Genomic DNA, 17,775 nt, shown 5'->3' on the forward strand with positions numbered 1-17,775 from the left:
TTTACTCAGGTGTGGTGTTTCACCTGTTCGGGGATCAAACCTTTGGGTGCGTAACGCAACACCAGTGAAATGATCAGCCCGATCACAAAAACCCGCGCTTGCAGCGCACGGCTGTCGAGATCGCTCGGTGCCTGCCAGCCAAACCAGGCTTCGCCCAGGTTGCGGATCACGTCGAGTAACAGCAGCGCGACCGGTTCGGACATGGTCCAGACCACATAGACAAAAACTGCACCGAACAGCGTGCCCAGGTTGTTACCCGGACCGCCGAGAATCACCATCACCCAGATCAAAAAGGTGTGGTTCAACGGCAGGAAACCACTGGGGTCGAAAATGCCGTTGAAGGTGATCAGCGCAGCACCGCCAATGCCCATCAATACAGAACCAAAAATAAAGACTTCCAGGCGGCGACCGTTGACGTCTTTACCCATGGCGGCTGACGACAGTTCGTTGTCGCGAATCGAACGCATGGTCCGGCCCCAGGGCGCGTTGTAAGCACGATGCAGCAGGAAGAACAGCAGCGCGATGATGACCGCCGTCAGCGACAGATAAGCCGCTCGTGCGCCAACAAAACCAATCTCGGCCGGGCCGGGCACCGGCCAGGGAATCGGCGATACCGTTAAGGTACCGCGCGTCAGCCAGTCGGCGTTTTTCAAAAACGCCTTGATGATTTCAGCAATACCGAGGGTGGCAATGGCCAGATAGTCCGAACGCAAACCCAGGCAGATATGGCCGATAAAATAAGCCACGGCACCCGCCAGTGCGCCGCCGACCAACCAACCCAGCCAGACCGGTAAACCCAGACCGCCGATAAAGCCGGCTTCGGATTCAATGGCCGAGGCGACCGGATCGAGCGACACCTTGATCCACAGATAACCCAGCAGACCGACGATAATGCCAAGCCAGGTGCCGAGTTTCTTCGGTGCACCGAGACGCTTCAACTGGGTTAAACCGACGACCACAGCCACAACTAACAAGGCTTTTAAAGCGACACCGCCCAGTTGGCCGGGCAGGTCGGTGCCCCAGAAATCTTCGTTGATCGGGAAGCCGAGCAGCACCGACATAAAACCGCCGAGCGCAACAAAACCCATGATGCCGGCGTTAAACAAGCCCGCATAGCCCCACTGAATGGTCAGGCCCAGAGCGAGAATGGCGTAGCAGGCGGCTTCGGCGAGCAGACGAATGCTGAACGGCGCGCCCATAAAGGCGAACACCAGCACCAGAATCAGCGCCAGGCCGCCAAACAGATAAAGATTTTTTTCGGATTGATTCATTACAGGACCTTCCCTTTCAGGATGCCGGTCGGGCGCCAAACCAGAATCGCGACCAGAATGAAGAACGGAATGGTGATTTTGTATTCAGTCGGCACGAACGACAGGTCGGCCGGCAGATCCCAACCGAAGGCTGTTTCCAACGGGCGCAGCAGGATGGCCCAGTTGAATACCGCCAGCGTTTCGGCAAAACCGACCACAAAACCGCCGACCAAAGCACCGTAAGGATGACCCACACCACCGACGATGGCGGCGGCGAAAATGGGCAGCAAAATCATAAAGGAGAGGTCGGGTTTCAGCGTGACGTCGAGCGACAATAAAGTGCCGGCGGCACAGGCCAGGGCACCGGCAATCACCCAGGTCACACCCACAACCGTGTTGGTGTTGATGCCGGAAACGCGAGCCAGATCCGGGTTGTCGGACATGGCGCGCATCGCCTTACCCAGACGCGTACGGTTCAAAAAGAAATGCAGCGCGACGACGGCGAAAATCGTAAACAGAAACAGCAGAATTTGCGGTTCGGTGACGACGATTTGTTCCGAGGCTTCGGTCAAACCAAAACTGAAAATGCTTTTGCGATCGTCGATGTACAGGCTTTGGGTGCCGGTACCGGCGAAGAAACGAATCAGGCCTTGCAGCATCAGGGTGACACCGACCGACGCCATTACCATCACCACTGGCTTCACATTGTTTTCACGCAGCGGTTTGTAGAAGGCTTTATCGAGGCCGATGGCGATGACTGCCGTGGCCGCCATGGCGACTGGCATCATCACAAAGGCGGTGGGCAAACCGATGGCCGGACCGACTGCCGGGAATAACGCCGTCAGCACCAGAACCAGAAAGGTGCCCATGGTCATCATGTCGGCGTGGGCAAAGTGCGCGAAACGCAGAATGCCGAAAATCAGCGTCACACCGATAGCACCTATGGCGTAGATGGAACCGATCACGGCTCCGGAAATCAGCACGAAATTGATAAAGAAAATCAGCTCGTTCAAAACGGACTCCTTGTAACCTCAACCACCCAGGAAGCTTTTCGCCACTTCCGGGTCGGCGAGCAAATTGGCGCCGGTGTCTGTGTAACGGTTCTGGCCGGCGGCCAACACGAACCCCTTGTGCGCAATGCGCAGTGCCTGCTTGGCGTTTTGCTCCACCATCAATACACCCACACCGCTTTCGTTCACGGCGATCACGCGCTCGAAAATTTCATTCATATAGAGCGGCGACAGACCGGCGGTCGGCTCGTCCAGCAACAGCAGGCTGGGTTCGACCATCAGCGCCCGGCCCATGGCGACCATCTGACGCTGACCGCCAGAGAGTTCACCAGCCGGTTGGCGGCGTTTGTCTTTTAAGTCCGGGAAGAAGGAGTAGACGCGCTCGAGCATATAGCCGTAGTCGTCTTTGCGCGTGAAGGCGCCCATTTCCAGGTTTTCTTCGACGCTCAGGCTGACGAACACATTGTGTTCCTGCGGTACAAACGCCATGCCTTTGCGCACCAGCGCATCGGGCGCGTTGTTGGTGATGTCTTCACCGCGCAAGGTGATGTTGCCGTCGTTGATGTTGAGCAAACCGAAAATGGCTTTCAGCGTGGTCGATTTACCGGCGCCGTTGGGGCCAACAATCACACCGATTTCGTCCTGCTCAATGCTCATGTTGACGCCATTGAGAATGTTCATGCCGCCGTAACCGGCGAAAATGTTATGGGTTTCAAGCAGGGCCATTGGATGCTCCGGTGGTCGGCTCGGTTGGGTCGCTGCCGAAGTAGGCTTCGATGACGGCGGAGTTGTTTTGAATCTCTTCGATGGTGCCCTCGACCATGACACTGCCTTGGGCCAGCACGATGACCGGATCACAGAGCTCGGCGATCATATCCATGTCGTGCTCGATGACCAAAAAGGTGTAACCCAACTCCTCGTTCAGGCGCTGAATGTTACGCACCAGATCTTTGAGCAGGGTGCGGTTAACACCGGCGGCGATTTCATCGAGCAGCACCACCTTGGCGTCAACCATCATGGTGCGACCCAGTTCCAGCAGTTTTTTCTGACCACCAGAGAGGTTACCGGCCAGTTCGTTGCGCACGTGGCTGAGGCCGATAAAGTCGATCACATCGATGGCTTTTTGGCGCACCTGCGCTTCACGGGCGGCGACGAGGCCAGGACGAAACCAGGTGTTGAAGATATTTTCACCCGGCTGTTCCGGCGGCACTATCATCAGGTTTTCCAAAGCGCTCAGATGACTGAATTCCTGGGCAATCTGGAAAGTCCGCAACAGGCCTTTGTCGAACAATTGCTGGGACGGCAGGTTGGTGATGTCTTCGCCGTCCAGGGTGATGCGACCGCTGTCGACCGGAAAGGTACCGGCGATCAGGTTGAACAGTGTCGATTTGCCGGCGCCATTGGGGCCGATCAAGCCGGTGATGGAACCTTGCTCGACACTGATCGAACAGTCGTTGATGACTTGCAGCGCGCCGAAGGCTTTCGAAACGCCGCTGACGTCAATGATGGAACTCATTAACCCTCCCACATTTATTGGGTTGGCCGCCGCTCTTCGGCGACTGGCCGCTATGATAGACGTGCATTGATATCCAGGCCGGTGCAGCAAGGTCGCTTCGCCGAGGCAAAAGCAGACGGCCGTGCACGGCACACTGGAATGGCACGCTCGAGATTTTGCAAAGTTAGAGCGTCAGTGAGGACGCCGGGCGCTTCGGTGGTACCTTACGCCTCTTTTTCAGGTGTTTTTCGCAGCCGGGATCAGCGATTGACGACGGCCGATCAAAATCCGGGCGATTCTACACGTTTCGGGCGGGGAAATGAACGCGCCGGGCCGCTATCTCGGGCCCGGCACAAAAAGTTTCACTTGGTCTCGGTGCCTTTGGCCGGCCGCCAGCACAACGCCAGCATCAGTACTGGCAACAGCAACCAGGCCTGACCGCCAAAACGTTGATAGGGCGTGATGCCCTGGCGCAGTTCGACCTCACCTTTAACAGCGGCAATCTCAAACTGAGCGCTGCGCTGCAACACCTGGCCGCGAGCGTTGATCAATGCGGAAATGCCATTCTGGGTGGCGCGTACTATGTCGCGGCCGTTCTCAATGGCGCGCATCCGGGTGATCTGCAGATGCTGATGCGGCGCCAGCGAATCACCGAACCAGGCGTCGTTGCTGACCATGATCAGCAGGTCCGATTCACGCGCCAGCGTTCGCACCAGACCCGGGTAGGCGGCTTCGTAGCAGATCACCGGCGCCAGTTGGCGGATTTCTCCAGCATAGCGCCACGGCATCGTGCCTTGGGGGCTTTGCGCCGGCGACATGGTCGACATCGGAATGCTGAAGAAGTTGATCAGACCGCGCAGCTGCGCCTCGAACGGCAGATACTCGCCAAAGGGCACCAGATGCTGTTTGCGGTATTCGCCGGACGCGGTACCGAAGCCGAGCAGGCTGTTAAAGTAACGGCCGTCCTCGCTGTTGATGATGCCGGTGACAATGCCCTGGTTGCGGTCCAGCCCCAACTGATCCAGTTGATTCAGGTAGGTCGAGAGTCGCTCCGGACGTGCGGTCAGCGCCGCTTCCGGCCACAGCATCAGATCGACATCGGCGTGCAGGCCAGCCTGACGACCGTAGAAGTCGAGCGTTGGGCGCAGCATGTCCGAACGCCATTTATCGGTCTGGGCGATGTTGGACTGCACTGCCACGGCGCGGATGCGAGCGGTCGATTCGGTCCAGGAGTCGGCCGGTAAGAGCGCCCCAGCACCAAAACCGACCAGGGTCAGCACCACCGCGCTGATCACGCCCCAGCGGGCGGCACGGCCAACGACGACCAGGCGCGTCAGCTGAGCAGCGCCCAGTGCCAGCGCCAGACTCAAACCATAGACACTGACCAGCGACGCCAGTTGCCCAAACCAGGTACCGGTTTGTGAATAGCCGACCAGCAGCCAGGGCATGCCGGTAAACAACCAGGAGCGCAGCCACTCGAACAGCACCCAGAGCGCCGGTGCGCCCAGGCTTAATGCCCCCGGCCGACCGGCGAGGAAACGGTGATAGAGCCAGGCCTGTAAGCCGGACAGCAAGGCAAAGCCGAAACAGAACGCCGAGGTCATCAACACCGACAGCGCCACGCCGGTGTGGACGGTGCGCATCGAAGCATAGACCCAGGAAATGCCCAGGCCGAACAGGCCGGCGCCAAAACACAGACCCAGCCAGAATGCCTGGCGATTAGTGCGCGCCTGGTGCACCACCCAGAAAAACCCGGCCATGCTCAGCCAGGCCAGTGGCCACAGATAAAAGGGCGCTAACGCCAACGGCAATAACAGACCAAAGCACACAGCCAACAAGGGTAAAGCACGCGGACGGGTGGCGGTTTTTATCAGGCCAGTGAAGCGGGGGGCGGACGGCATGGCGGCTCCTCAACCGCGAAACGAGGCCCGCATCATGCCCTGAGCCGAGGGCGTTTTAAAGTCGCTGTTGTTGCTTTGCTGTTGTTGCTTGAAGGGTGTTGGACGGGCGCTGGCTTGTGGGTTAATCGATCGCTTGATGTTGGTCATTAATCTTACCCAGACCTCATGCTAGTCTGGCGGCTCGCTGCACTATTCAGGGATTTCGAATGAAGCCGTTTATGCTGATGTTGCTGGTCGTGGTGATGGCCATACCCGTCCAGGCAGAAAACGCACCGAGCGCCACCGAATTGCTGGAGCGGATGGACACCCTTTACCAGCAGGATTCCGCCCACGCCATCATGACCATGACCGTGGTGACGCCGGATTACCAACGCACCATGCAATTGGAAAGCTGGTCGCTGGGTTTGGACTATGCGCTGGTGAAGGTGCTTGAACCGGTGCGTGAACGCGGTGTGGCAACGCTGCAGCGCGATACCGAAATGTGGAATTTCCTGCCCAAGATCAACAAGGTGGTAAAAGTGCCGCCATCGATGATGATGGGCTCCTGGATGGGGTCGGATTTCACCAACGACGACCTGATGCGCGACACCTCCTGGTCTGAAGAATACGACGTCTCGCTCAGTGAAACCGCCGACACCTACGAACTGCAATTAACGCCTTTCGAGAACACCGTCACCGTCTGGGGTGGCATGACGTTAAGCATCGATAAAGCCAGCCTGCTGCCGCTGGAACAACGCTACTTCGATGAAGATGGCGAGCAGATGCGCGTGATGACCTTTTCCAATGTCACCGATTTTAACGGCACCGCCTTACCCGCAACGATGACGCTGACGCCACTGAACAAAGACGGCCAGTACACCGAGGTTGAGTATCAGCAGCTCGATTTTAACGTCGATCTCGACGACGGCTTCTTTACGCTGCAGAACCTGCGGCGACGCAACTAGGAGGCTGCTGTGCTGATGCTCAAACTGGCACTGCGCAATATTTTGCGTAGCCGCCGTCGCACCATTCTGACGTTGCTGAGCCTGGGCGGCGGCTATCTGCTCACCGCGCTGCAACTGTCGGTCACCGAAGGCAGTTACGATCAGATGCTCAGCACCTACACCCGGGACACCACCGGCCATGTGCAGATCACCGCCGAAGGCTATGTGGAGACGCCGCGCCTGTACGACAGCCTGAGTGTTTCCGAATCCGATCTGGATGCGCTGGAAACCCAGCCCGCTGTGGTGGCAGTCACGCCACGCATCGAAAGCAGTGCGCTGGCCTATGGCGAGACTAAAAGCTTCCCGGTGGAAGTGGTTGGTATCGATCCGCAGCGCGAAGCCGCGGTGTCTTTTCTGGCTGACAAGGTCAAAACCGGAACCTACCTGACCGCCCAGCCCGACGCCGAGGGTTATTTTTCCGCCATGATCGGCGCACAGGTAGCGCGGCAATTAGCGCTGGGTGTTGGCGATGAACTGGTGCTGGTGTCGCAGGGCGCCGATGGTTCTCTGGCCAATGATCTGTACCGCGTCAGCGCCATTATCGGCAGCATCGACAGCGCCGAATCGCGGCGGGTGATGCTGCCGCTGCGCGCCGCCCAGCAGTTCTATGCCATGCCCGGAAAAGCGCACCGTTTGATTGTGCTCGGTCATGACTACCGGCGCGCGCCACAACTGGCCAAACAACTCGACGCCTGGGCCGGGCAACATTGGCGCGAGGCTGTCGAAGCCAGCTCCTGGCAGGTGGTCGCAGCCGACTTCTACCGCACCATGGAAGCCGACAAGTCCGGGGGACAGGTGACCATGGTGATACTGATCTTCCTGGTCTGCGTCGGTGTGCTGAACACTATTTTGATGTCGGTGATGGAGCGCACCGGCGAATTCGGTGTGCTCAAGGCCATCGGCACGTCGCCGGGACGATTGTTCCGGCTGATCATGCTCGAAGCGGCATTGCTCTCCATCATCGCCTGCCTGTTGGCCTTGATTCTGTTGTTGCCGATCAACGCCTGGTTTAGCTGGGTCGGTCTGGACATCGAGCCGATCGAATTTTCCGGCGTGCTGTTCACCCGTTATGCCGGCCAGATGTCGTTGTATGTTTTTGTGCAACCGGCATTGCTGATCCTGGCTGCCACTCTGATCGTGGCGCTGTGGCCGGCCTGGCGCGCCGCACGACTGGTTCCGGTGGAGGCGATGCGACGCTTATGAGCTGGCAACTGGCACTGCGTAATCTGGCGCGCAACCGGCGGCGCACCCTGTTAACGGGGATGATCATCAGCCTCAGTCTGGCGGCGCTGGTGCTGACCGATGGCGTGATTTCCGCCATGGCCGATACCATGGTGCGCTCGGCGACGCGCCTCTACGGCGGCGATGCGCAAATTCATCAACGCGATTATCTGGCCGCGCGCGATGAGCAATTCAGCTTTGGCGAGGTGGCAGAGTTACTGAACCAACTCGACCAGAATGAACTGGTTGAAGCCGCCGCACCGCGCGCGCTGGCATTCGGCATGGTATCGAGCTCGGCCAGCAACCGGGCGGTGCAGGTGATGGGCATCGATCCGCAGCGCGAGGCGCGGGTGTCGAAGCTGGAAAGCGTGGTGGTCGACGGCGACTATCTCGATGCCGGCGGCAGCGAGACGCAGTTGCTGATCGGCTGGCGTCTGGCGCAATTGCTGGAAGCGGAACTGGGCGATCGCATCGTGCTGTCGCTGCACAACCAGGTCGATGAAACCGCCGAGCAACAGCTGTTTCGCGTCTCCGGCATCTTCCGTTTTAACGCTCGCGAACTCGACGAAAACGCTGCTTTTATTCTGCTGCCGCGCGCTCAGCAAATGCTCGGCATTGGCAATCAGGTCCACGAACTGGCGTTCAATCTGCGTCAGGCATCGCTCGCCGGCCAAGCGGATTTGCCGCTCTTCGCCGAACTCAGCAACGCCGATCGCGTCGCCGAAGGCTGGCCGCAATTGATGCCGCAACTCGATGGCATGTTGCAGATGACGCGTTACTCGACGGTCATCGTCGGCATCATTTTATTTGTGCTGGCCGCGCTGGGTGTGATCAACGGTCTGTTTATGTCGATCTACGAACGTACCTGGGAATTCGGCGTGCTGCTCGCCATCGGTACGCGCCGGTCCAGTCTCTTTGGTTTGATTCTGAGTGAAGGTCTGTTGCTCGGCATCGGCGCCATTGTCATTGGCCTGTTGGTGGGTGTGGTGGTCACGGTTTTGGTGGCGCAGATCGGCATCGATTACGGCGGTATGGAAGTGGCCGGCGTGGCGCTGAACGAAGTGATTCGGCCCCAGTTGCAGCTCAGCCAATTGATCATTTTGCCGGTCTGGGTACTGGCGTTAACGCTGCTCGCCTGCCTCTATCCGGCGGCGCACGCGGCACGCATTGTGCCGGCCCAGGCGCTGCACAAAAGTCTATAGCATCGGGAGCAAAACCGTATGACGACGGTGATTGAAACCAAAGCGCTGAGCCGGCATTACGGCAGCGGCGATACGCTGGTCAAGGCGCTCGATGCCGTTGATCTGCGCATCGAAGCGGGCGAGTTTACCGCCATTGTCGGGCCCTCCGGTTCCGGCAAATCGACGCTGCTGCAATTGATCGGCGGGCTCGATCATCCTAGCGCAGGTGAGGTGCATCTGGCCGGTCAGCCGATTTCCAGTTACAGCGGCCGTCAGTTATCGGATTTTCGCCGCGATCATATCGGTTTTATTTTCCAGGCTTACAACCTGATTCCGGTGTTGAGCGCCGCTGAAAACTGCGAATACATCATGCTGTTGCAGGGCATCAAAGCCGAGGAACGCCAGCAGCGGGTGGCGGCTATGCTGCAGCAGGTTGGCTTGGCCGGACGTGAAGACCGGCGGCCGTCGCAGCTGTCTGGTGGTCAGCAGCAAAGAGTGGCAGTAGCGCGCGCCATGGTCAGCCAGCCGGATATTATTCTCGCCGACGAACCCACCGCTAATCTCGATTCACAAACCGGTATGGACCTGCTCGATATGATGGTTGACCTGAACCAGCGCGATGGCATGACCTTCGTGTTTTCCACTCACGATCCGAAAATTATGCAACGGGCGCGGCGCTTAATTTATCTGCGCGATGGCGTGGTCGAACGGGAGGAGCGACGTGATTGATCGCCGCTTTGTCGTTGTTTTATTCAGTTGGTTGCCGTTATCGGTGTTCGCCGCCAAAGATGTCTGGCTGGATCTTGGCGCTGGTTTTGATCAGCAATGGCAGAACGGTTCCGGCGAAGACGCCAGCGTGCAATCGCTTGACGCGCGTTTTAATACCATCTGGTATCCGCAGGCGCCGCTCGAATTCGGTCTGCAATACGGCCTGGAACAACGCGCTTTTCTCGCCGGCAGTGCGACCGATACCGAACCGACCACGGCCGATTTTCGCGTCGCCGATCTTGATGCAGCCTTAGTCGAAGACGACGACGTCGCGCTCTATCAAAATCTGGATCGACTCTACGGCCAGTGGTTCAGCCCGGTCGGCGATATCACCCTCGGCCGTCAGGCCATTGGCTTTGGTCTGGCGAAACGCTTCTCGCCAGTCGATGTGGTGCAACCGGCCGGTTTACGCGCCACCGAGCGCCGCTACCGCCCCGGTGTCGATGCCGCGCGTTGGCTGATACCGGCCGGTGCGGTCAGTGAAATCGATCTGGGTTGGGTGTTTGGCAATGACGAACTGTTGTTCGCGCGCGGCTACAGCCAGGCCGGTTCGACCTCGCTGGAATTCACGGCGCTGACCCTGAACCAGGAGCAACAGCTGTATGGTTTCGGCGCTCAAGGCTCTTACAAATACTGGGGGCTATGGCAGGAAACGGCCTGGCTGACCGATGACGATGAAGAAGGTTTGCGCTTGACGCTGGGTTTTGATCAACAGCTTTGGCGCGATATTTATCTGCAATTCGAATATCACTTCAACGGCCTCGGTGCCGACGACAGCGATGACTACAGCGCGCTGGCCAATAGCGATTTTTACCGCAGCGGTCTGGTGCTGCCCTTGGCGCGGCATTACTCCAGCCTGCAGTTGGTTGGTTCGCTGGGTGCGCTCTATCAGTTCCAACTGGGCTCTGAAACCAATGGTAACGACGGCTCGCAATTATCGACGGCCAGTCTGGTGCGCAGCCTGGGTGATAACACCGAATTAACCATTGCGCTGACGCTGCCGGTCGAGCGCAAAGGAATCAATTCGAATAGCAGCACAGAATTCGGAGTGTATCCGACGGTGTTTTCAGTAAACTGGTCCACCGTTTTCTAGCCGTAATTCGAGTTTCACTATGTTTAAGGATTGGGAAGCCGCACCCGCCGGCACGACGCTGTCGCTGACTGAGGTGCTCGACCAACTGCGTTATAACGACGATGGCCTGGTCCCGGCCATTGCCCAGCAGCACGACAGTGGCGAGGTGCTGATGCTCGCCTGGATGAACCGCGCCAGCATTGAAGAGAGCTTGCAAACCGGCCAGGTCTGTTACTGGTCGCGTTCGCGTCAGACCTATTGGCGCAAGGGCGAATCCTCCGGTCACCGTCAACATCTGCGCGAATTGCGCATCGATTGCGATGGCGATGCGATTTTGCTGCTGGTCGATCAGCAAGGCCCGGCCTGCCATACCGATCGTCGCGATTGCTTCTATATTAGTGCCGACGCCCAGGGTGCCCGCATCCTGACTGACCCGGCTTCGGGTCGATAATCCCCGCAAAAATGCACGCCTGCCGGCGTTGCTGAGGAGTTCTGATGTCTGCCATTGATGCCGGTCGGCTGTTATTGCTGTCCACGCTTTGGGGCGTGTCGTTTTTGTTTATGCGCATCGCCGCGCCGGAATTCGGTGCGGTGTCGCTGATTTTTATCCGCATGAGTGTGGCGGCGCTGGTGTTATTGCCACTGTTTACGGTGCGTCGCTACCGTGAATTATTTATGCAGCATGTCGGTCGCCTGGCGGTGCTGTCGCTGACCAATCATGTGATTCCTTTCAGCTTGCTGGCCTGGGCCACGCTCAGTCTGGAAGCCGGTTTTACCTCCCTGATCAACGCCACCACGCCCTTGTTTACGGCGTTGCTGGGCGCGGCGCTGTTCGCCACACCGGTGCAGAAGCAGCAGTATCTGGGTCTGGCGATCGCCTTTGTGGGCGTTTATGTGTTGTCAGCCAATCGACTTGATTTTTCCACCGGGGGCGATGGCTGGTCGATTCTGGCGGCGCTGCTGGCGACCTTCAGCTACGGCATTGCCGGTAACTTCTCCAAGGCGCGCCTGTCGCATCTGCCGGCGCAAGTAGTGGCCAGCGGCTCGACGCTGATGTCGGCGCTGATTCTGCTGATTCCCGGTGTCTTGCTGTGGCCGGAAACCACGCCGTCGATGGTGGCCTGGGGCAATGTGCTGGCGCTGGCGGTATTCAGTACCGCTCTGGCGTTCTTCTTTTACTTCCAACTGCTGGCTAGTGCTGGTGCCACCGCGACCTCGACGGTCACCTTTCTGGTGCCGGTCAGTGCGCTGGCCTGGGGCTATCTGATTCTGGGTGAAGTGCTCAGCGTGCAGGTATTGGTGGGCATGGCCATCACCCTGGTGGGGACGGCCATTACCACTCGCCTGCTGCGCTTGCGGGCGCCGAAAGCGCCGGTCGTTTAACGACCGACGTACTCGGCGCGCGGCCGGATCAGGCGTGGTTCCTGGTTGAATTCCTGATAGTGCGATACCCAACCGAAGACGCGGCTGGCGGCAAAGAGGGAGGTGAAATACTGCTCCGGAATGCCCAGCGCCAGGTAGACCGCGCCTTTGTAGAATTCCAGATTGGCGTAGATCTCCTTGCCCTTGTCGGCAAACACCGCCTGGCAACTGTCTTCGACGGCGACCAGGGTTTCCATCAAGCCTTCCCATTCGGTGCCGGCGCAGAACTTGCGCGCCATCGGTTTTAAGATGGCCGCACGCGGGTCCAGCGCTTTGTATTCGCGGTGGCCCATGCCCATGATCTTGATTTTCTTATCCATGGCATCGCGTACCCAGGCGTCGGCTTTATCGGCCGAGCCGATCTCTTTGGCCATCATCACCGCCGCTTCGTCGGCGCCGCCATGCAGCGGGCCGGACAACGCGCCCAGACTGCCAGCCAGGCTTGCTGCCAGACGCGCCTGGGTGCTGGCAACAACGCGACCGGCAAAGGTACCAGCGTTGTAGCTGTGATCGAGCTGCAGAATCTGGGTGGTGTTCAGCGCCTGGAGTGCTTCGGCCGAGGGCGCGCTGCGGTTGATGCCATAGAGCAGCTTTTCCAGAAAGCCGAGATCCTTGGGCAGCGCAAAGACAGTGCCCTGGGTGCCCAGGTTATGCCAGACCCGGACCGCTGCGTTGAGTCGCGCGCCGAGCACCATGCCGGGTACGAAATCGGCATTAAGCCAGGCCGGGGCAGGGTGGTGCGGTTGGTCGCTGTGCAGTGGCATCAGCGCCTGCAATACCGTCATCGGGTGGGTATCGCGGGACAGCTGCTCCAGCACCCGCGTTTCAATGGCGCCCAGTTCGGCTTCGCCGGCGAGCCATAAATCCAGTTCGCGGCAGGCCTCGGCGCTGATCCATTCGCCGCTCATCAGCCACATCACCACGGCCGGAAAATCACGCTCGACCAGCTGTTCGATGGTTTCGCCGCGATAGGTCAGGCGGCCAATTTCGCCTTCCACATTCGACAGCACCGTTTGACCGACGATAACGCCTTCCAGACCTGCATTAATGTCGCTGCTCATGACAGCCTCCTCGATTTTGGGGTTCAGAATTGGGGTTTTCGGATGGCGCTATTAAAGGGCCACGTCCGTTGTTAATCTAATTAAACTTAATAAATTGATGATCAGTCAGGCTTATCATGAGATTGGAAAGCAGTGAGATGCGCATCTTCCACGCGGTCGCCCGTTTTGGCGGCTTTCGGGCCGCAGCCGCCGATGTCAGCCTGAGTCAGTCGGCGGTGAGCCAGGCGATCAAACAGCTGGAAACCAAGCTCGATCAGGCGCTGGTGGTGCGCGACCGGCCGATTCGTCTGACCCGCGCCGGTCGCCGTCTATACCGCTATGTCGACGATCAGCTGCAGCGCGAACACGCCTTGCTCGCGGAAATGGAGCGCCTGGCGCACGGCCGCGACCAGCAATTGAGCGTTGGCATCGACAGCACCACCAACCGTTTCGCCGGTGCCGATCTGATCGCGGTACTGGCCGGGCGTTGGCCGGAAGCGCGCTTGCGGCTGGTGGAGCAGCCGTCGCGCGCCATCGTCGCGGCGGTGCTCAGCGGTGAGGTGGAGTTGGGCCTGGGGCCGTTTCAGACGCGCATGGATCGCTTCGAATGCTGGCCGCTCTATGAAGAAGAACGGCTGCTGATGATCAGCCCCACGCATCCGTTGCACCGGCCGCGCATGTCGCTGGCCGATCTCGAACGCATTCCGCTGGTGGTGTCGTCGCTGGATGAGCCGGACCAACGGCCTTACCAGGATAAATTGCGCGATCGCTTCCGGATGATCTGGCAGATCAGCAGTCTCAACGTGCGGCTGGATTTGATCGATCGCGGTCTGGCGGTGGGGTATCTGAGTACCGAAATGGCGCGGCAGTTACCGCGTATCCGCCATTTCCGCGCGCTGCGGGAATTCGAGTTCGCCCGCATTGAACGTCAGGTCGGCCTGTTCCATCGCCGCGATCGCGACCCTTCGGCGCTGGCGCGCGACTTTATCGCCTTGTGCGAGCAGCGCTTGGCAGCCGTCGAGGATTATTCCAGGCGCAGCTGATCGAGATGGATGCGGCTCGGTTGTTCCAGATCGACAGCGAAGATTTCCACCCGGGCAATGTCGCTTAAATTGAGTAACTGTTCAGCGCTGGAATCCTGTGGCGGGTGCAATGGAATCTGCACCAGATTCCAGCCGAATTCGACGATAAAACTCTCATTGAAGCGTTGCCCAAAGGCGACATTGCTGTCGAGACTGTTGTGGTCGTCGATGCGCACCGTCAGCGTCAAGGGCGTGAGTTTGGGGTTGTAGACGGCCATCGACAGCCGGTCATAAGCTGACCAGTCGCGTGGTGGCGTAATCATGCGCGCACCCTGATAGTCGTCCGGTTCCAGCTCCACCGCCAGACTGCGATGGCCTTGCCAGGCGCGTTCCTCACTGAGGCTGACCGCGCCTTGCCACCAGTCGAGTTCGTAATCGGTTTCGAAACTGCCCAGACGCGGCAGTTGAGCGTCGAGCCGATAGATGGTCAGCGCCGCCAGCAGCACCAGACTGAGCTGATGCGCGAACAGTCCGGTGGCGATGACGCGGCCTGTCCACACCTGAGGCGTGCCTTTGTTGAGCCAGAAAATACCCAGCCAGGCACCAACCAGATTGCGCTCGATATCGCTCCAGTCCTGTTGATGACCGACGTCGTAGCGCAGGTATTCGAGCATGATACTGAGGATAAAAACGGCCAGGCTGATCGCCAGCCAGTGCGGCCAGGTGCGCATGTCCAGACGGGAGCGCAAAGCGGTGATGGCCAGCGCAAAATAGATGATATGGCCCAAATCCCAAAGCGCGCGGTCGAGCGCTGCGTCACGGCTGAGCGGGCCTTCCATAAACAGAAACGGCAGGCCGATCAGCAACAGGGCGGCCAGCCCCCACTTGTTGATCCAGGAGAAGACGGACATTGAGGCTTGGTTCAGGTCGTATACGAAGGCGCCACTATGCCTGTCGAGTCTTGTGTTGTACACCGACGGACTTGCCTCAAACCGGCGCCGGTTACAGTAAAAATACTGTATAAATAGACAGTATTTGATGGCAGTATTCGCACCAGACTTGCCAGCAAGAGCCCGACATCATGTCTGCTGATCATCGCATTAAAACCCGTGGCACCGGCGCCCAGCCGGCCAATCGTTATCAGCCGCAGCGCATCGAGGCGGCCAGCGATGACTGGCCGCTGGACCCGGATGATGACCTGACACCAGACAGCCTGGCCACCCAGGTCGACGATGAAAAGGTGCGTACCATCATCAGCACCAACCAATCGCCCGATGTGCCTTTCGAGCAGTCCATTAATCCCTATCGGGGTTGCGAGCATGGCTGCATCTACTGCTTCGCGCGGCCGACGCACGCCTACTGGGATTTCTCACCCGGACTCGATTTCGAAACCCGGCTGATCGCCAAAACCGGCGCTGCCGACCGCCTGCGCGAAGCGCTCGATAAACCCAATTACCGCTGCAAGCCGATTGCGCTGGGCATGAATACCGATGCCTATCAGCCGCTGGAAAAACAGCGCCGCATCACCCGCGAACTGTTGGAGGTGATGCGCGATTATCGCCATCCGGTGACCATCATTACCAAAGGCGGCCTGGTGCTGCGCGATCTGGATTTGCTGGCGGAACTGGCGGCCGATGGCTTGTGCAGCGTCAGTGTCAGCCTGACCACCCTGGATAACGATCTGAAGCGTCGTCTGGAACCACGCGCCGCCTCGCCGGCAACGCGCTTAAAAGTGGTGCGCGAACTGACCGCGGCCGGTGTGCCCACCGGCGTGCTGCTGGCGCCGATGATTCCCTTTATCAACGATGCCGAAATGGAAGCGCTGCTGGAGGCCGCAGCAGGCGCAGGCGCCAGACAAGCCGGCTGGATACTGCTGCGCTTACCTTTGGAAATCGCTGAATTATTCGAAGACTGGTTACAGCGCCACTACCCGGACCGGGCCGAACACGTGATGGCGCGCATCCGCGATATGCGCGGCGGCAAGGTATACGAGGGGGCTTTTGGCAAACGCATGCGCGGCCAGGGTGTCTACGCCGATTTGCTCAGCCAGCGCTTTAAACGCGCCTGTCGTCAGTTGGGTTTGAACCAGACCGAGCCGCCGGTACTGCGCACCGATTTATTCCGCCGCTGGGGTGGTGGGCAACTCGATCTGATTTGAACCGGCGGTTAGGCGCCGATGGCGAGAAAACCTTTCACCACCGCCGGAATATCACCTTCCTTCATGCCGGCGACATTCATCCGGCCACCGCCGACAAGGTAGATGCCGTGGTCGTTGCGCAAGGCATCGATCTGGTCGTTAGTCAGGCCGGTCACCGAAAACATGCCGCGGTGTTCGCTGAAGTAATCGAAGCGCTGGCTGTCGCTGTGCTCGCGAAAGCTCAGGGTGAGTTGCTCGCGCAGTCGTTTGATGCGCTGGTTCATGCTCGCCAGTTCGCTCAGCCATTCGGCTTTCAGGGCTTCGTCAGCGAGGATGTTGGCGACGATATCGGCACCGTGATCCGGCGGCATGGAGTAGGTGCCGCGCGCCAGTTCCAACGCCCGGCCACGAGCCTTGGCGGTGGCTTCCTGGCTGTCGGCGATGATGATGGCGGCGCCGGTGCGTTCACGGTAAAGGCCAAAATTCTTCGAGCAGGAAGTGGAAATCAATAACTGCGGTACCGCATCAGCGAGCAGACGCATGCCGGCGGCGTCTTCCATCAAACCATCGCCAAAGCCCTGATAGGCGATATCGACAAAAGGCAGAAAGCCATTGCGCACGGCCAGCTCGGCAATTTCGCGCCAGGCTTCCAGGCTGATGTCACCGCCGGTCGGGTTGTGGCAGCAGCCGTGCAACAGCAGCACGTCGTCCTGACCGAGTTCGGCGATTTGCGCCAGCATGGCGGTTTCATCGACGCGCTTGGTCTCGGTATTAAAGAACGGATATTCGCGCACGCTCAGACCAGCGGCTTCCATAATCGGCTGATGGTTGGCGTAGCTGGGGCGGCTGATCCAGACGGTGGTGTTGGGTTTAATACTGGCGATCAGGTCGGCCAGCATACGCAGCGCGCCACTGGCGCCGGGGGTCTGAATGGCACTGGCGCGATCGTAAGCCGCGGTGCCGGACAGCAGCAGATCGGTGATCGCCTGATTAAACGTCTCGTTACCGGCCAGGCCGATATAGGCCTTGGTCGGCTGGGTTTCGGCCTGCGTCAGCATGGCTTTGCGCACCGCGCTCATGATCGGCGTAACGCCTTCGCTGTTGCGATACACCCCGATGCCCAGGTCGATTTTGTCAGGGCGTGGGTCTTCTTTAAAGACGGCACTGAGCGACAGAATGGGATCGGCTTTGGGGGTGGCCAGCGAACTGAACATGAAGATCTCCGTGAATGACACCGTGAGCGGAGCCGCAAGGATACCCCCAGACGCAACGC

Annotated in this window: 18 protein-coding genes; 9 read left to right on the plus strand and 9 right to left on the minus strand. The window is 59.2% G+C overall.

The annotated features are described in order from the left end of the window. Nucleotides 1-5: 5 nt before the first annotated feature. From ACXAE6_RS12525 to ACXAE6_RS12550, 6 genes are all read right to left on the minus strand, one after another. Nucleotides 6-1,271 carry a branched-chain amino acid ABC transporter permease gene (locus tag ACXAE6_RS12525; protein ID WP_475148489.1) on the minus strand — a complete coding sequence of 422 codons (1,266 nt, stop codon included), beginning with the start codon at nucleotides 1,269-1,271 and terminating at the stop codon, nucleotides 6-8. Next, complete coding sequence (locus ACXAE6_RS12530; protein ID WP_475148493.1) at nucleotides 1,271-2,263, minus strand: branched-chain amino acid ABC transporter permease; 993 nt, start codon at nucleotides 2,261-2,263, stop codon at nucleotides 1,271-1,273. Before ACXAE6_RS12530 ends, ACXAE6_RS12525 begins: the two co-directional genes overlap by 1 nt. Before the next feature lie 18 nt (nucleotides 2,264-2,281). Beyond that, nucleotides 2,282-2,986 (minus strand): ABC transporter ATP-binding protein, encoded by a 705-nt coding sequence (locus ACXAE6_RS12535; protein ID WP_475148497.1) that lies wholly within the window; start codon nucleotides 2,984-2,986, stop codon nucleotides 2,282-2,284. After that, nucleotides 2,973-3,776 carry an ABC transporter ATP-binding protein gene (locus ACXAE6_RS12540; RefSeq protein WP_475148501.1) on the minus strand — a complete coding sequence of 268 codons (804 nt, stop codon included), beginning with the start codon at nucleotides 3,774-3,776 and terminating at the stop codon, nucleotides 2,973-2,975. Before ACXAE6_RS12540 ends, ACXAE6_RS12535 begins: the two co-directional genes overlap by 14 nt. Nucleotides 3,777-4,117: 341 nt before the next feature. Further along, nucleotides 4,118-5,656, minus strand: a complete 1,539-nt coding sequence (gene lnt / locus ACXAE6_RS12545) for an apolipoprotein N-acyltransferase (RefSeq protein WP_475148505.1) — start codon at nucleotides 5,654-5,656, stop codon at nucleotides 4,118-4,120. Nucleotides 5,657-5,665: 9 nt separating this feature from the next. Beyond that, nucleotides 5,666-5,803, minus strand: a complete 138-nt coding sequence (locus ACXAE6_RS12550) for a hypothetical protein (RefSeq protein ID WP_475148509.1) — start codon at nucleotides 5,801-5,803, stop codon at nucleotides 5,666-5,668. Between the two features lie 59 nt (nucleotides 5,804-5,862). Between ACXAE6_RS12550 and ACXAE6_RS12555 the strand changes: the two genes are divergently transcribed. The 7 genes from ACXAE6_RS12555 to ACXAE6_RS12585 are packed head-to-tail and all read left to right on the plus strand — an operon-like array spanning nucleotide 5,863 to nucleotide 12,264. Further along, nucleotides 5,863-6,600, plus strand: coding sequence for an outer membrane lipoprotein-sorting protein (locus ACXAE6_RS12555; RefSeq protein WP_475148515.1), 738 nt, complete (start codon nucleotides 5,863-5,865; stop codon nucleotides 6,598-6,600). A 15-nt stretch (nucleotides 6,601-6,615) separates the two neighbouring features. Continuing rightward, complete coding sequence (locus ACXAE6_RS12560; protein ID WP_475151746.1) at nucleotides 6,616-7,842, plus strand: ABC transporter permease; 1,227 nt, start codon at nucleotides 6,616-6,618, stop codon at nucleotides 7,840-7,842. Further along, nucleotides 7,839-9,062, plus strand: a complete 1,224-nt coding sequence (locus ACXAE6_RS12565; RefSeq protein ID WP_475148520.1) for an ABC transporter permease — start codon at nucleotides 7,839-7,841, stop codon at nucleotides 9,060-9,062. Before ACXAE6_RS12560 ends, ACXAE6_RS12565 begins: the two co-directional genes overlap by 4 nt. 18 nt (nucleotides 9,063-9,080) lie before the next feature. Beyond that, nucleotides 9,081-9,770, plus strand: coding sequence for an ABC transporter ATP-binding protein (locus ACXAE6_RS12570; RefSeq protein ID WP_475148525.1), 690 nt, complete (start codon nucleotides 9,081-9,083; stop codon nucleotides 9,768-9,770). Beyond that, on the plus strand, nucleotides 9,763-10,902 hold the full coding sequence (locus ACXAE6_RS12575; RefSeq protein ID WP_475148531.1) for a hypothetical protein: 1,140 nt from the start codon (nucleotides 9,763-9,765) through the stop codon (nucleotides 10,900-10,902). The genes ACXAE6_RS12570 and ACXAE6_RS12575 overlap by 8 nt, the downstream gene beginning before the upstream one ends. Nucleotides 10,903-10,921: 19 nt before the next feature. Next, on the plus strand, nucleotides 10,922-11,332 hold the full coding sequence (hisI, locus tag ACXAE6_RS12580) for a phosphoribosyl-AMP cyclohydrolase (protein ID WP_475148537.1): 411 nt from the start codon (nucleotides 10,922-10,924) through the stop codon (nucleotides 11,330-11,332). A gap of 44 nt (nucleotides 11,333-11,376) precedes the next feature. After that, the gene (locus ACXAE6_RS12585) at nucleotides 11,377-12,264 is read left to right on the plus strand and encodes a DMT family transporter (protein ID WP_475148543.1); all 888 of its coding nucleotides are present in this window, start codon (nucleotides 11,377-11,379) and stop codon (nucleotides 12,262-12,264) included. On the opposite strand, the gene ACXAE6_RS12590 is transcribed toward ACXAE6_RS12585, so the two are convergent. Continuing rightward, complete coding sequence (locus ACXAE6_RS12590) at nucleotides 12,261-13,364, minus strand: citrate/2-methylcitrate synthase (RefSeq protein ID WP_475148547.1); 1,104 nt, start codon at nucleotides 13,362-13,364, stop codon at nucleotides 12,261-12,263. The two genes, ACXAE6_RS12585 and ACXAE6_RS12590, sit on opposite strands and share 4 nt — an antisense overlap. A 116-nt stretch (nucleotides 13,365-13,480) precedes the next feature. Between ACXAE6_RS12590 and ACXAE6_RS12595 the strand changes: the two genes are divergently transcribed. Then, nucleotides 13,481-14,386, plus strand: coding sequence for a LysR family transcriptional regulator (locus tag ACXAE6_RS12595; protein WP_475148552.1), 906 nt, complete (start codon nucleotides 13,481-13,483; stop codon nucleotides 14,384-14,386). Here the strand turns inward: ACXAE6_RS12595 and ACXAE6_RS12600 are convergent. Continuing rightward, complete coding sequence (locus tag ACXAE6_RS12600; protein ID WP_475148557.1) at nucleotides 14,368-15,276, minus strand: hypothetical protein; 909 nt, start codon at nucleotides 15,274-15,276, stop codon at nucleotides 14,368-14,370. The genes ACXAE6_RS12595 and ACXAE6_RS12600 overlap by 19 nt on opposite strands. A 170-nt stretch (nucleotides 15,277-15,446) precedes the next feature. Between ACXAE6_RS12600 and ACXAE6_RS12605 the strand changes: the two genes are divergently transcribed. Continuing rightward, the gene (locus ACXAE6_RS12605; RefSeq protein ID WP_475148560.1) at nucleotides 15,447-16,523 is read left to right on the plus strand and encodes a PA0069 family radical SAM protein; all 1,077 of its coding nucleotides are present in this window, start codon (nucleotides 15,447-15,449) and stop codon (nucleotides 16,521-16,523) included. Between the two features lie 8 nt (nucleotides 16,524-16,531). Here the strand turns inward: ACXAE6_RS12605 and ACXAE6_RS12610 are convergent, their stop codons facing one another. Further along, nucleotides 16,532-17,716, minus strand: a complete 1,185-nt coding sequence (locus tag ACXAE6_RS12610; protein ID WP_475148563.1) for an amino acid aminotransferase — start codon at nucleotides 17,714-17,716, stop codon at nucleotides 16,532-16,534. Nucleotides 17,717-17,775: the final 59 nt, after the last annotated feature.

It is taken from the genome of Saccharospirillum sp. ABV4_185, from assembly GCF_056159245.1.

Bases quoted from the DNA above. Each gene is read 5' to 3' on its own strand.
- ACXAE6_RS12525 (WP_475148489.1), bottom strand. From the start codon at position 1,271: ATGAATCAATCCGAAAAAAATCTTTATCTGTTTGGCGGCCTGGCGCTG.
- ACXAE6_RS12535 (WP_475148497.1), bottom strand. From the start codon at position 2,986: ATGGCCCTGCTTGAAACCCATAACATTTTCGCCGGTTACGGCGGCATG.
- ACXAE6_RS12540 (WP_475148501.1), bottom strand. From the start codon at position 3,776: ATGAGTTCCATCATTGACGTCAGCGGCGTTTCGAAAGCCTTCGGCGCG.
- lnt (WP_475148505.1), bottom strand. From the start codon at position 5,656: ATGCCGTCCGCCCCCCGCTTCACTGGCCTGATAAAAACCGCCACCCGT.
- ACXAE6_RS12550 (WP_475148509.1), bottom strand. From the start codon at position 5,803: ATGACCAACATCAAGCGATCGATTAACCCACAAGCCAGCGCCCGTCCA.
- ACXAE6_RS12555 (WP_475148515.1), top strand. From the start codon at position 5,863: ATGAAGCCGTTTATGCTGATGTTGCTGGTCGTGGTGATGGCCATACCC.
- ACXAE6_RS12560 (WP_475151746.1), top strand. From the start codon at position 6,616: ATGCTCAAACTGGCACTGCGCAATATTTTGCGTAGCCGCCGTCGCACC.
- ACXAE6_RS12565 (WP_475148520.1), top strand. From the start codon at position 7,839: ATGAGCTGGCAACTGGCACTGCGTAATCTGGCGCGCAACCGGCGGCGC.
- ACXAE6_RS12570 (WP_475148525.1), top strand. From the start codon at position 9,081: ATGACGACGGTGATTGAAACCAAAGCGCTGAGCCGGCATTACGGCAGC.
- hisI (WP_475148537.1), top strand. From the start codon at position 10,922: ATGTTTAAGGATTGGGAAGCCGCACCCGCCGGCACGACGCTGTCGCTG.
- ACXAE6_RS12585 (WP_475148543.1), top strand. From the start codon at position 11,377: ATGTCTGCCATTGATGCCGGTCGGCTGTTATTGCTGTCCACGCTTTGG.
- ACXAE6_RS12590 (WP_475148547.1), bottom strand. From the start codon at position 13,364: ATGAGCAGCGACATTAATGCAGGTCTGGAAGGCGTTATCGTCGGTCAA.
- ACXAE6_RS12595 (WP_475148552.1), top strand. From the start codon at position 13,481: ATGAGATTGGAAAGCAGTGAGATGCGCATCTTCCACGCGGTCGCCCGT.
- ACXAE6_RS12600 (WP_475148557.1), bottom strand. From the start codon at position 15,276: ATGTCCGTCTTCTCCTGGATCAACAAGTGGGGGCTGGCCGCCCTGTTG.
- ACXAE6_RS12605 (WP_475148560.1), top strand. From the start codon at position 15,447: ATGTCTGCTGATCATCGCATTAAAACCCGTGGCACCGGCGCCCAGCCG.
- ACXAE6_RS12610 (WP_475148563.1), bottom strand. From the start codon at position 17,716: ATGTTCAGTTCGCTGGCCACCCCCAAAGCCGATCCCATTCTGTCGCTC.